This window comes from Laedolimicola intestinihominis (assembly GCF_040096155.1).
Taxonomy (GTDB): Bacteria; Bacillota; Clostridia; order Lachnospirales; family Lachnospiraceae; genus Laedolimicola; species Laedolimicola intestinihominis.
The window spans coordinates 103,733-117,177 of record NZ_JBBMFE010000007.1 but is presented as its reverse complement, the minus strand read 5'-3'; the positions used below and the strand labels follow the sequence as shown (position 1 = coordinate 117,177).

At 52.7% G+C, this 13,445-nt stretch carries 11 protein-coding genes; 1 reads left to right on the top strand and 10 read right to left on the bottom strand.

From position 1 onward, the window contains the following. Positions 1 to 2,653 precede the first annotated feature (2,653 nt). Positions 2,654 to 2,998 carry a TnpV protein gene (locus WMO29_RS09300; RefSeq protein WP_435391139.1) on the bottom strand — a complete coding sequence of 115 codons (345 nt, stop codon included), beginning with the start codon at positions 2,996 to 2,998 and terminating at the stop codon, positions 2,654 to 2,656. On the opposite strand from WMO29_RS09300, the gene WMO29_RS09295 reads away from it, so the two are divergent. Further along, a complete protein-coding gene (locus WMO29_RS09295; RefSeq protein WP_243129095.1) occupies positions 2,997 to 3,764 on the top strand; it encodes a hypothetical protein in 768 nt (255 codons plus the stop codon). The two genes, WMO29_RS09300 and WMO29_RS09295, sit on opposite strands and share 2 nt — an antisense overlap. Positions 3,765 to 3,860: 96 nt before the next feature. On the opposite strand, the gene WMO29_RS09290 is transcribed toward WMO29_RS09295, so the two are convergent. From WMO29_RS09290 to WMO29_RS09250, 9 genes are all read right to left on the bottom strand, one after another. Beyond that, entirely contained in the window at positions 3,861 to 4,076 is a 216-nt protein-coding gene (locus tag WMO29_RS09290; protein ID WP_002570996.1) for a transposon-transfer assisting family protein, read from the bottom strand. Between the two features lies 1 nt (position 4,077). Further along, positions 4,078 to 7,128: an LPD28 domain-containing protein gene (locus WMO29_RS09285; protein ID WP_006059587.1), complete on the bottom strand. Its 3,051-nt coding sequence runs from the start codon at positions 7,126 to 7,128 to the stop codon at positions 4,078 to 4,080. Positions 7,129 to 7,134: 6 nt separating this feature from the next. Further along, on the bottom strand, positions 7,135 to 7,413 hold the full coding sequence (locus WMO29_RS09280; protein ID WP_006059586.1) for a hypothetical protein: 279 nt from the start codon (positions 7,411 to 7,413) through the stop codon (positions 7,135 to 7,137). Then, complete coding sequence (locus WMO29_RS09275; RefSeq protein WP_349164584.1) at positions 7,410 to 9,509, bottom strand: type IA DNA topoisomerase; 2,100 nt, start codon at positions 9,507 to 9,509, stop codon at positions 7,410 to 7,412. Before WMO29_RS09275 ends, WMO29_RS09280 begins: the two co-directional genes overlap by 4 nt. Continuing rightward, positions 9,490 to 10,197 (bottom strand): hypothetical protein, encoded by a 708-nt coding sequence (locus WMO29_RS09270; RefSeq protein WP_002589131.1) that lies wholly within the window; start codon positions 10,195 to 10,197, stop codon positions 9,490 to 9,492. The genes WMO29_RS09275 and WMO29_RS09270 overlap by 20 nt, the downstream gene beginning before the upstream one ends. A 148-nt stretch (positions 10,198 to 10,345) precedes the next feature. Beyond that, positions 10,346 to 11,098: a DUF4366 domain-containing protein gene (locus tag WMO29_RS09265; RefSeq protein ID WP_110441751.1), complete on the bottom strand. Its 753-nt coding sequence runs from the start codon at positions 11,096 to 11,098 to the stop codon at positions 10,346 to 10,348. Further along, on the bottom strand, positions 11,088 to 11,339 hold the full coding sequence (locus tag WMO29_RS09260) for a DUF4315 family protein (protein ID WP_006059582.1): 252 nt from the start codon (positions 11,337 to 11,339) through the stop codon (positions 11,088 to 11,090). The genes WMO29_RS09265 and WMO29_RS09260 overlap by 11 nt, the downstream gene beginning before the upstream one ends. Positions 11,340 to 11,368: 29 nt before the next feature. Next, the gene (locus WMO29_RS09255; protein ID WP_349164583.1) at positions 11,369 to 13,078 is read right to left on the bottom strand and encodes a CHAP domain-containing protein; all 1,710 of its coding nucleotides are present in this window, start codon (positions 13,076 to 13,078) and stop codon (positions 11,369 to 11,371) included. After that, complete coding sequence (locus WMO29_RS09250) at positions 13,071 to 13,445, bottom strand: DUF3851 family protein (protein WP_002569211.1); 375 nt, start codon at positions 13,443 to 13,445, stop codon at positions 13,071 to 13,073. Before WMO29_RS09250 ends, WMO29_RS09255 begins: the two co-directional genes overlap by 8 nt.

Genomic DNA, 13,445 nt, shown 5'->3' with positions numbered 1-13,445 from the left:
TTGACCTGAATGGAAACCGGGTGTTCATCCAACACTTCCTCAAAGGTTTTTTCCGGCTCTGTTACAGGGGCTGGCGGCTCCGGCTCCTCAATATGCAACCGTTCCACCACCACATCATAAGGTAGATTGTTCTTATCGCCCGGATAGACGGCCACAGTCTCGGAATGGAAGGTCGGGGATTCGACAGCCGGTTCGGGGCGTGCCTGTCCAAAGCCATCCAGCTGACGGGCATACATCCCGCGCAGCAAAGGCGCAACCTCATCCCAGCGAAAATACAGCACAGCCAGACGCTTTTCCTCTGCGTCCAGGACTTCCAGCTCCATGCCCTGTGCCGTGGTACGGTAATCGGCAGTATCGCCGGTCTCCAGATTCAGCGTCTCGATCTCACCAGAATAGGCTCTGCTCAGCCAATAAGCGATCTCGCTGTTGCTCCTGCCGGATTGCAGCAGCGTGGAAACCTGTTTTTTATCTGCTTCATCCATAAGTCCATGGGTCAATACATCCCGCAGGTCCTGATCTGCCTTGTCCGGGTCAATAGGAAGAAACTCGGTATAGTAAGCATTGCGGCGGTCTGCCCGAATCAGCTGCTCGAACTGTTCTTTGCGCTCTGCCCGGTAGATGGGATATACCATGCCGGTGGGCAGAAGCTGCACGGTGTCCTCCCGCAGCTCGGTGATCTGATAGGCGTCATTCTCGATATACACGGTATCGCCCACAGCATAGACCGGGGCGGCAGGGTCATAGGAAGTCCTTTGCGGAGTCGGGCGGCGAACTGCATCATATTCCTCATCGGAAATGGAAACCTCGGAAGTCTGTTCTGTCTCGGCAGCTGCGATCTGCTCGGCATCCGACATCACCTGTTGGATAAACGGGTCATTGTCCAGTTTTTCCGGGTCTGCCACCTGTCCGTTGACGATCCCTCTTTCCTCCAGGGCTTCCCGGATGGCGATAGGGTCGATATTGTCAAAACGATCCTGTTCTTCTTCGGTATAGAACCGGTCCTCCTGAATCAGCTGGGCAAGCCTGCGCTGTACCTTCGGCCAGGGCAGCTGTGTTTCCTCCGGGCTTCCGGCACGGACAACGAACGGGCTGTTGCTGCCACCGTATTCCTGAGCCAGCCATGCAGCGGTATCCTTCTCTCTTGCATGGTCTTTCATATAACGGACGACAGCGTGTTTACTCTCGATATTGCCGTTCCATGCACAAAGGGCAGTATCAATATCTTCCTGAGAAAGAGGGCGCAGAAGCTCATGGAGCTTTGGATAGGTTTCGTCGATCACTTCCCGGTGCAGGCGCTGGCGGAACTCCGGCACATCCGAATAAAGGCGGATCAGCTCCATATCCTTAGAGCCAAGAACCGCACGGCGCACAGCGGCATTGCCCTCGATGACAGCATTTTCACGGTCGGAATGACCGCAGGCATTTCGATATGCCACATCCTCAGATATGGCGGCAGTCACCACAGGCTTATACTGCTCAAACTGCTCCCGAAGGGTAGGCTTTGGCGTTTCTTCCTCTATCTCCGGCTGCTGGGCTTGAATGGCATCTTCTTCTGCCAGATCCTTTTCAGCCTGGATCTTGTCATACTGCGCTTGTTCCTGTTCGGTAAGATAGCGGCCTTTCTGGACAAGTGAGGTAATGCGCTTGGAAACCTTTTCCCAGTTCAAGTGAACATCCGGGCAGTCCTGCTTTTTATAGTGCAGTCCTTTCCCATCGTGATCTTCGCCGCTGTGTGTTGCGCCGGACAGGGCATGAGAGCGTCCGCCAATGCCATACTCGTCTTTGAGGAATCTCACTTTCTCCTTATCCGTATGGTTTGCCATGAAGAACGCATAGATACGGCCTTTTCCTCCGGCGAAACTGCTGCCGCCGGTCATAGCGGCGTCGATCTCATCCTCGGTAATGAAGTGCTGAACGGTTGGCACTTGGGAAAGGTCTGAAGAAAAGGTCCTGCGCGGCAGGTCAAGGTCCTTCAGGTTCTCCCAGATCTCCCTTGGTCTGTGATAGTGAAAACGCAACAGGTCACGGTCCTGCTGATAGGCAGTCCAGAAGGCGGCGTATTCTTCCTTGAGGGTCTGGCGGAAAGCCGGGTCACTCAGCTGCTCCGTCAGGCGGCGAGTCTCCTCCGGGAAACCATTGCCTTTGATCTCTGACAGGCAGGACAAATATCCGGCTTCTCTGGCACCCTCACTGAGATCGTGATACAGATACCAGAGCTTTTCTGCAAGGAGGGAGCGTTCATAGCCTGCCGCTTCTGCAAGCTCCACATTGGAGGCAAACTGACCACTTTCCAAAAGCTCCCCGATACGCTCTGCGGCGCTCTCCCAGGAAATGACCTGGGCAGACCTGTCATAACGGACAGACTTCCCATGGGAAAGATGGATACCATCCTCGGCATACCATGCGCTCACACTGCCAAGGCCATTGCCGCCGTGGTACAGCGTTTTCAGTATCTCGGTAATCTCAGCGGTGGTTTTCTGCTTTTCAAAGGCTGCAACCACACGCTCCCTTTGACGGTCTGTGTTGCCGCCCAAACGCAGCACATGGTCGATGTCATTTTGGGCAAAAGAAAAAGCAGAGGATGTATGCGCTACATTCTCTGCTTCATCTATGGATTGGATCTGTTCCGCTTCGGAGAGGAACAGGTTTAGGGTCAGCTGTTGATAAGCTCCGCCATCAGGATTTCCTCGGCCTGAGCTTTGCAGGTGTTCATCAGCCCCACCCACTTCATGGGATCGCTGGCTTTCAGTTCCTCGGTGGCTCCCGCTTCCTTCGCCAGCTGGGGCATCATCTGCTCCAGTCTGCTCTGGGCGGTCTCGTCGATCTCCAGAAGGTGCGGGTACAGCTTCTCGCTCAGCAACATCTGGTTGTAGAGGATGGGACGATGTTCCTTCAGGTAGGTTTTCCTCATCCTGCCGTACTTGCCCAGGGGTTTCGACCGCTGCTGGCTCAGCTTCAGGTCGGGAATCAGATAGTCTCCGTTCTGGATATAGGTCATGGGATTGTTCATCTTGCTTGCTCCTTTCTTGGTTGGCTTCGCGCTCTGCATTTCGGACGGTAACGCCAATCTGCCGCAGCACCTGCTGGTTGATCTGGCTGACCGCTGTTCCAAGCGCCCCGATAGTTGCCGGGGTGTTGAAATCAAAGATTGCCATGAAATCTTCGTGGTCGAAGTAGCGTTCCGGCTCCAGTCCGCAGCGGGACATCAAAGCGTAAGTGATGCTGACGGTGGCTGCTGCTTTGAACTGTACTCCGATGTTAAACTCATCATATTCCTCCAAAAAGGAATCGTCAACGATATAGAAGAAGTCCTGCTGATGCTCCGTCCAGTATTCCTCAGCCAGTTTTCCGGCTACCTCCGTGAGCTGTCCGGCAAGGTCATCACCAGAAACATCATAGGTGTGCTCCAGCATGGCCTGCACGGAATCCAGATGGCGCTCCTCCAGCTGCCACAGCCAGGGAGTGCGGGAATGTTCACGGGTTCCGGTGTCGGAAATATCAAAGACATAGCGCAGGCGTGGTCTGTCTCCGGAATCGTCCACCAGAGCGATCCCCTTGGAGCCGCGTCTTACATACCGGCCCATCTTTTCATTCCACAAATCGTACTCTGCACAGGCGGTGGCGTCCGGTCGCTGGGCGTAGATCATCAGCTGCTCATGGAACGGGTACTTGTAAAGACGGGAAGCAGTGGTGAGAAACCCTGCCCATTCCTGCCAGCTCCCCGTGAGCTGTGTTGCCACCTTGTCCGCCATCTGTGCATATAGTTCAGCTTTGGTTAGCATGGTGTTCTGTCCTCCTTTCAGTTTTGGGGTAAAGAGGTGGGGGGGCAAATTGCCACCCCATCCCTGCGGTTATGCTGTTTACTGGTCAAAATCCGGGTACAGCTCCAGCTGGGCAAAGTCCTCATCGGTCATCGCACAGAGCTTCGTAAGGGCGCTGTCGGTTAGCTCCCTCAGTTCCGTTTCCTCCGGCGAAAGCTCGCCGCGCATCTCACGCAGGCTGTCGATCAATCCGGTGCGGCTGCCGGTATTGTAAATGCACATCAGGTTCATTTCCTCAAAAGTAAAGTTTCCCATATCAAATCTCCCTTTCCGCACTCTTTTTTGGTGCTGTCTTTTTGTGTTCTGTCTTGGGCTGGCCTTTCAGCTGCTCCATGACGGACTTTTTCTTTTCCCGTTCCTCCCGATGGGTGGCGGCTGCCAACTCCATCAGGGAAATGGGCTGACCGCTTCGGGCCTGCTGTTCCAGCTCTGCCACCGTAGGCTCTTTTGCGCCATTGTTGATGATACCGTCGATCATGCCATAATCGTCCTCCAGGGCCATTTCCGCATTTTTCAGCGGATTTTCCGGCAGGAATCCGGGGATCTGGGTAAAACCAACGCTGTCGCAGTAATGACAGGATACCTTACCGTCCTGTTTGATCGCAACGATGTCGCTGACGCTCATGGAGGGACTGTGAAAGTCTACGGGTTTTTCCAGATTGAATTGCTGATAGAGTTTTTCCAGCTGCTCCGGCACAGTGCCAGACTCACTCAGCGGAGCGGTGTAAATGAGGTCATAATTGCTGCGGTCTACGGAAACATCATGGGACTCTAACCAGTCCAGATTCATAAAGCGCACATTTTGCGGATCGTTACGGCTCACCTGGTAGATGGCAAAGCAGTTTCTGTTCTGGGAGAGAAATGCCTGTTCTCGTTCCTGCTGATGTTCCTGACGCTCCATGACCTTTTCGTGGAACTGAGGGCTTTTCTCCCATTCCTCGCGGTCCACACCGAAAAGACCGCCATGCTCCATGATTTCCTGCGGGTCAAACACCATGCTCTCCGTATTGTCCTCATGCAGCACATAGACGGTCAAACCGGCAGCATCCAGTTCCAGCGCCCGTTCTCTTGTAACAGGGAGCATCCCGTCATAAGAGTAACCGTATTTCTGCATATCCGGTGTGGAGACCTGCTCATCGGGCGTTGGGTATTCATCCAGCGCCTGCTCCTGTGCCTCCGGCAGCTGGGAAGAAGCGGCCATCTGACCGACCTCTGCCTGCATCTGCTGATAGGCAGCTTCCTGCAAGGTCTCGATCATAGACAGGGGAGCGTGTCTAAGTGAAGTGCTGTCCAGATCGTTGTCATCACAAATCTGGAGAACTGCCTTCATGCGGGAAAGCTCCGGCATATCCAGCTGACCGCCATCCAGCTCTTTCATGGACGCGGCATCGTAAAGGGTGTAGTCCCAGCCGCTGTCACAGGGCTGAATATGAAGATAGGTGGCATCGTCAATTAGAAACAAAGCCTCCTGCTGGTTTGCCTCCGCATCAAGAACCGCCATTTCCGGCTCTTTTTTTGCATTGGGGTCAATTCCACGCTCTTTGCAGATTTCCTTATAGTGGCGCTCAATGTCAGAGATCAAAGTGCCGGAGGTCTTATTGATGGTCTCCAAACTGGCTCTCAGCTCTTTCAGTTCCTTGCCCTGACTCCAGCTGGCAATATAGCCGAAGCTGTTTTCTCCGGTTTCAATGCCAAAATATTTGCAGACTGCATAGGAGATGCTTTCAGCCTCTACTTCTTCCGTGTGACGGTCTTTCTTCTGTTCCTGCAAAAACTGGGCGAGAGTAGAAAAGCCGCCAACAAAATTCAGTCCTTCTTCCTCGGTCAGCATCAGGCGTCCATTTTCCGCCAGCTCCAGCGGATCTGTCAGCAGAACGGAACCTGCATGGTTTACAACCACTCGTTCTTCTACACAGACCGGCTCTCCGGGGTCGTAGTCAGAACCGCGCAGGTCATAGCAATAAACGCCCTCCGGCAGATTATCACGGACAATCCGCCCATTGGAGAACAGACCGGGTTTATCAAACAGCTCGATCTCCTGATATTGCTCGTCATTGGCAATCTGAATCTTTTTCTGATTGTGGAGCTTGCTGTGGGCAATCTCGTGAACCGTGGCCGAAACCGTCTGCACCTCGCTCATGCCCTGACGAATGGCGATTTTCTGATGATCGGCAGAAAAATAGCCGTCCGTATCGGCGGCCATTGCTTCAAAAGTGATCGGCATCGGCGCACTGCGGCGCAGGGCCTCCATGAATGCCTCATAATTGGGCACATTGCCGGAAAGGGAGGAGGCAAGCTCCGGCAAAGGTTTCCCATCGGTCTGGCTCACATCAAAGACCTTGACCGGGCGAAACATGGGGATCTCGATTTCTTTTTCCTCTGTGATGATCTTTCCGTCTTTATCCAAAATCGGAGCCTTGGTATCCGGGTCCAGTTTCTGCTCCTCGATTTTCTTCTTGTACGGTGTGGGGGCGATGATGGTAATGCCATGCTCGCCCTTTTTAACATGACGCTCAAACTGGTCTTTCCACTTATTGTATCCGGCTACCAAAGTGGCGTCCGGCTTCTGCATATAGATGAGCATGGTGTTGTTTACCGAATAGCGGTGGAAGCGGGACATAACGGACAGATAGCGCATATACTTTTCACTCTCAAACAGTTCCTTGATGCCCTGCTCGATGCCGTCTGTGATTTCCCTTAGCCGCTCTCGGTTGGTGGGTTTGTTCTCAGCCATGATTTTCAATCTCCTTTCCAAGTGTGTGATTTCTGCTGTGTGTTCTGCAATCCATGCCTTTTGTTCTTCTTCACTTTCATAAAGAAAAAGATCCAGCAGGTACTCCACATAGATTTTCTTATGGATTGCTTCCACAAAGCGGGGGTGCGGTTTCTCCTCCGGTGTCCGGGGAGAATGGTCGGCCTCCCATTTTTTCAGCAGATAGTAGTAATCGGACAGTACGCGATAACACTGCTGCCGGTCCTCCCGAAACTTTTGTGCCTCGGTTTTCTGCCGGACATACCTCCTGCGGGGAGGGGCCTGACTGTCATAGATCAGGCCAAAGTCCTGTGCCAGTTTCTCCGCCGCTTCTTTTGGGGAGAGGTCAAAGAGCTTTGCGGTAAAGTCGATCACATCCCCATCTGCACCGCAGCCAAAGCAGTGGAACCGCTGATCTACCTTCATGCTGGGGTTCTTATCATCGTGAAAGGGACAGCAGGCCATACCATTTCGTTTGACCTCGATCCCATAAAACGCTGCCGCTTCTCTGGTGCTGACCGACTGCTTGACTGCTTCAAATACATTCTCTGCCATGTGCCTTTAACTGCTGGACTTTCTCACAGGGGGCTGGTATCCGGCAGCTTTCGCACGCTCACTGGCAGCTTTGCGACGCTCGGCGCTGTATGGCTCCCTGACTGATACACACCGCTTGGGGACGGTAAAGTTATGGGCGTCCTTTCGGGTGATCTGGTCGGGGTGCTTTTTTGCCAGCAGTTCCAGCTTCTCCATCAAACGGGGATCGTGGGTGTAGACCTCAGCCATTGGTTCTGCCTGGTTATAGAGGAGAATGGTTTCCCGTTCCGCTAAAGAGAGCTTCATCGGCTGCCTCCTTTCCGCTGGTCAAATTCCAGCTTGAAGTTGGCGTACTGTCCATCGTCCTCCAAAACCACAGTGGCATCGTAGGTCTTGCCGGTTTTCTCCGAATATAGGCCCGTTACACGGACACGGCCATCTTTCAGCAGTGCAGACACCACAGCCTTGGTCGGCTGTTTTTTCTTGGCAGCCCACCATTTGTTATTTTTCCAGATTGCAAATTTGCAAGAATCATTCTGACAGAAGAAGCCTTTTTGCAGTTCTGCAACTTCACCGCCGCAGCGGGGGCATTTGCCTACCACCTCACGGGGCGGGGAGAACAGGTACTCGGTTCCCTTGATGACCTGATAAGTCCCCACCAGGTCTCCCAACATGGTGCTGATCCCGTCCAAAAACTCCTCCGGGGCAAGCTGCCCGCGCTCGATCTCGCCCAGGCGGTACTCCCACTCGGCAGTCAAAAGCGGCGATTGCAGCTGTTCCGGCAGAACGGTGATAAGGGAAACTGCATCGTGGGAAGGGAGAAGCTGCACCGTTTTCCTGCTCTTTTTTCGTTCCAGAAAACCGGCAGATACCAGCTTTTCCAAAATACCGGCACGGGTGGCCGGTGTCCCCAGACCTTTTCGTTCGGCATCCTCCGGCATATCTTCTTTTCCGGCAGTCTCCATCGCGGACAATAGGGTGTCCTCCGTAAAGTGCTGGGGCGGACTGCTTTTGCCTTCTTTGACGATTGCCGCAGAAACCGAAAGGGTCTGTCCTTCGGTCAGCTCCGGCAGGGCTTTCTCTGCGCCCTCTTTTTTTGGCTCCGCATCCTTCATTTTGGCACGGTAAGCGTCCTCCAGTGCTTTCCATCCGGGGTGCTTCACTGTTTTTCCTTTGGCGGTAAACTCCCCACCGGCACAGTCGGCAATCACAACGGTTTCCGAATAGATATGGGGCTGGGCTACGGCACACAGCAGACGCAGGGCCACCAGCTCCAGCACCGCTTTTTCTCCCGCAGGAAGGGCAGAAAGGTCTGCATCCTTGAGATTTCTGGTAGGGATTACTGCGTGGTGGTCGGTTACTTTCTTATCGTTGGTGACTGGCTGCGGATCACAGGTAATGGCGATCCCTTTGCGAAACGGCATAGCATTGGCAACCAGATTGACCAGCACCGGCAGGCTGTCTGCCATATCACCGGTCAGATAGCGGCTGTCAGTACGGGGATAGGTGCAGAGCTTCTTTTCATACAGGCTTTGCAGATAGTCCAGGGTCTGCTGGGCTGTAAATCCAAGCAAGCGGTTGGCATCTCTTTGCAGAGTAGTCAGGTCATAGAGGGCGGGCGGCTTTTCGGACTTTTCCTTGCACTCCACCTTTTTGATCGTGACGGCTGCACCCTGGCAGACTTCTTTCAGCTGCTCGGCAGCGGCCTTATCCGCCATGCGCTCCCCGGATACGGTAAGACCGGGTAGCTCCAGTGCCACGGTATAAAAGGGAACCGGCTTAAAGGTGTCGATCTCAGCTTCTCGCTGGACAATGAGTGCCAGCGTAGGGGACATCACGCGCCCGATGTTGAGGGTGCGGTGGTACAGCACGGAAAAAAGCCTTGTGGCATTGATCCCCACCAGCCAGTCGGCCTTGGCACGACAGAGAGCAGCATCCCGAAGTCCGTCATAGTCCGCACCGGGGCGGAGGTTTGCAAAGCCCTCCCTGATGGCGGAGTCCTCCATCGAAGAAATCCAAAGCCTTTTCATCGGCTTTTGGCAGCCTGCCAGCTCATAGACACTGCGGAAGATCAGCTCGCCCTCGCGTCCGGCATCGCAAGCGTTTACCACCTCCGTCACATCCGGGGCATTCATCAGCTTTTTGAGAATATCAAACTGCTTTTTCTTATCCTTTCCCACCACCATCTGCCAATGCTCCGGCAGAATAGGCAGGTCATCATATCGCCACTTGGCATACTTGGGGTCATAGCTGTCTGCATCTGCAAGCCCGGCCAGATGGCCCACGCACCAGCTGACACGCCAGCCGTTTCCCTCCAGATACCCGTCCTTACGGGCGGTTGCACCAATCACCGCCGACAGACTTTGTGCAACCGATGGTTTTTCAGCAATCACCAGCTTCATAATCTTCAACCTCCCATTCATTCTGCCAATTATCAGACAGTTTTTTTGCAATGCTGTGTTCTGAGGCAAGTGTAATGTCATAGCCAAAGCGATAATCATATCGGTACAACCTGCCAATCAAATCATTGATTATGATATTGCAGGCCATAATCACACGCTCTTTATCCACCTGCATCAGTTGATAGCGTTGATAATTGTTGTAATATTCTCGATGTCTGTGGGTTCTGCTGACCGTATCTTCCATCAGACAATCTATGGCATCTTTTTCACCATCTTCTTTGCTGCCCTGTGTATAAGACAACAGTTCCTTAACCATGGGAAAACTTTGTTCATCTACCGTTGCTTCTTCGCTCAAAAAACCGATATAAGCTTTTAGTAACAGGCTAACTGCTGTTTTTTCAGCTTCAGATAAAGCGTTCATGGTCTCCGCTGCATCAGGCAACAGTTCCTTTTCCACAAATTCATCTATCTCACCAGAATAAAGCATTCGGATTGAGTCCACACATAAAGAGCGCTTTTGGGGTGCGGTCTCAATTTCAAAATCATAAAGATCCAAGTCATCGTCCTTCTTTGACTTTTTTTGAACTTTGCTGATAGCAGTGAAAAGAATGTCTCCTCCAAAGTAAATTCCGAAGGCGACCAGATCAAAAATAATCAGAAAGTGTAATAACCAGTTCCATGTGTTCATTGTGAGGTCCTCCTTTTTTTTGACCATGTGCTGATTTTGGGTGTGGATTTACAGTAAGAGAGTGAGTAGAGCAGCAGAGGACAGGAATTTCTCCCTGTCCTCTGTCCCTTATCCCGCAATGATTTGAAATACGCTACGCTCAAATGGTTCAATCTGCTCTATCGCGTTCCTCATTAGGGTCAGAACCCTCAAAACCATCCTCAAGGACTTCCTCATCTTCGGTTTCCCATTCCTCGGAATCTTCCTCACCATAATCATAATCGTCCAGACTGTCATTGCCCTTGGTCTTAGGCTTATTCTTAACGAGCTTCAAGTAGGCAAATACGCCACCGCCGCCCAGCAGAGCCAGCAGAAGGATCAGGGCAGCCGGGTTCAGTCCGGCAGGCTTCTCTTTTTCCGGCTCCGGTGTTTCTGCCGGAGGTTCCGGTGCTTTTCCCGTACATTTACTCTTATCAGTTACACAGACCGGGCAGGCCGTATTAACTGCCCCTGCTTCACATTTCTTCGTGCAGCTGCACACAGCTGGCGGCTCCTCTTTGGCATTTCCATCTTCCATCAGTGCCATCAGGTCCGCTTCATCCACCTGGTTCAGAAAGTGAACAGCAGTCTTTTTATCCTCGTTGGCCCTGTCGATCAGGATATAAAAATAGTTGCCTGCCTTGGTGGTAACGGTAATGAGCTGCTTGTTGCCACCAAAATCATCCACCAGAGCGGCGTTGCCATCCGGGGTCAGCGGAGGTGCTTTTTCCGTTTCTTCCACCACCACATTGCTGTCATTGGTGGTATCCTCTGCCGGGGGCGGAGCTGCGCCCTGGGCAAAAGCGGGAACGGTAAAGCCCAATGCCAGAACCAGCGTCAGGCAAATGGCGGAAAGTGTTCGGAGCAATCGTTTATTCCTCATAGCTGTTTTCCTCCTGTTCGTTGTTGTCATCAGCCAAACTGCCGGGAACTGTGCCTCCGGACAGCATGGCGCTCAGCTGAGCCGGGGTCATACGCAGTGCGCGCACCATCTGGACGATCTCCAGATTTTCTGCCTCGGTTTTCTGTGTCTCCAGTGCCTTGAGCTTTTCCTGATACTCTGCGATCTTCTCGCGGACCTTAGTAATCTCCTGGTCAATGCGTTCAATTTTGTTCTTTGCCATCGTCTATCACTCCTTCTAAAAAATCTCTGTTACCAGTTCATCAGGCCGTAGCCCTTGATACTCTGATAATTCAGGTCATAACTTTTGATCTTGCAGGCATCGCCGGAATTTCCCTCCACGGTATAAACACGGCTGCCATCGGTGCCGACAACAATTCCCACATGGTCTGCGGAACCATCCAGATCCCAATCGAAGAAAATGGCATCACCGGGGGCGATGTTTTCATATCCTCGTGCGCCCCACTGTCCATGAGACTGGAACCACGGAACACCCTGAGACTGACAACCAGCAAAGCGTGGTTCCGTTCGACCGGATTGACCATAGCACCATGATACAAAGCAGGCACACCATTCCACACGGGAGTCAAAGCCGTACCAGCTCCAATAAGGTTGTCCTCCCACATTGCCCACCTGACTTTTCGCCAGTTCCACCAGCTGCGGATTGCCGGGGCGGGTGCCATTGATAAATTCAACACCAGTCAAATCTTCAGAAACACCTGTATCGGGAGAACCGCCACCAAACAACAGCGGCTTATTGCCCATAGTCTGTCGGTAGACCTGGTACATCTCCATCTGCTCCGGAGTCAGTAGTTCTGGCGCAAGAGAGACAATGGAACGGCTTGTTAAAGTTACATGGAGAATACGATATTCATATTCATGCTCATCCCCATCTTCGTCAGTGTAAGTGCGAATCTGAATTTCTTCTCTCAGCGTGAGCTGATACTGTGCATCAAACACACGCTCCAGCTCTGCCTGTGCGCTGTGGCGTGTATAGCCCTGCAAGACAGCAGAGAGAAACGCCGCAAGCTCATGGGGGTCATGGCCGATCATGCCAAGGTTATAGCGATACTCGTCATACCCTGGGTGGCTGCTTTCGATGTTGTCGATTTTCTCCTGCAACCGAGCTTCTCTGTCTGCATAATCTGCCTCCACCGCCAGCATTTCCGGGTCATCCGATGGATAGGTAGTGCCGGAAATTACAGAACCAATACTCTGTGCCATCATAGAGCAGGAGGACATGGTATTCATCAGCATACAGGCGATGAGGAAAAAAACCCCTGCCATCAGGAAGCCCTTCTTGTGGCGCATGACGAATGCCCCTGCCTGCTGTGCCTTTTCTTTTACCGTCCTTGCGGCTTTTCCGGTTTTGGACGCAGCCTGGGCGGTATTTCCGGCAGTCTGACCGGTGCGCTTGGCGACGGCATACTGCTTTTTGATACTCTGTTTTTGCTGCCAGCGGGAGAGAGGGTTGCTGGTAAACTGAGGATTTTCCCGTAGGGACTTCTGGTACAGGGCATTTACATTTGCCTTTTCCAGCTTCTGCTCGGCCTGGGCTGCTTTGCGGTACGGCTTCAGCTTGTGGCTGCGATAGCCCTCCCGCACCAGATAAGCGCTGGTCTCCACCGCCTCCTCGGACTTGTGGGCGCTTTCCACGCCCACATTGTCCTGTTCTGTTTCCCGGATCTCTTTGTGAAACTTGCCCGCGACCAGATGGACGGGAGCTTCCTTAACCCCTTGAGAAAGTTTGGAAGGTGGTTTTTTCTTGTCCTCAAAGGTCAGCTTCGAGGTCTTTTTCCCGGTGTCCGGGTCAATGACCGTCTGTCTGACTTTTATCTTTGGAATATTGGCCTGCGCCTTATCTGCTCTGGCCGTAGCTTTCTCCGTTTTGCGGATCGGCTTTTCCAGTGCAGGGTCAGCCCGTTCCTCATCAGTAAAGCGCAGGCGCGGCTCTTTATTCAAACCAATCACCCATTAGGATAGCATCCATCATGTGGTGCAGCTCCACATAGAGGGCCAAACCTTCCGGATCATATAGCGGATGCACGGTGAGATACGCATGGACTTGCGCCAGAATCTCAGAGAGCATTGTGATAGGTCTGCACCCTACAATGGTTGCTGCACCAGGGGCACACATCATATTCGCCCAAATCGAAAAGAGACGGGCAAGACCAATTTCGCCATCCTCATTCAAGGTTTTGAGTTCTTTGTCAGCGGTACGACACTCAACAACAGCGGAGGCCATTACCGGAAGCAACATGAATTCGTGAGCCTCCAATGCCTCACGGAAAAAAATCATGGTATCAAGTTCGCAAATATTCTGTTTCAT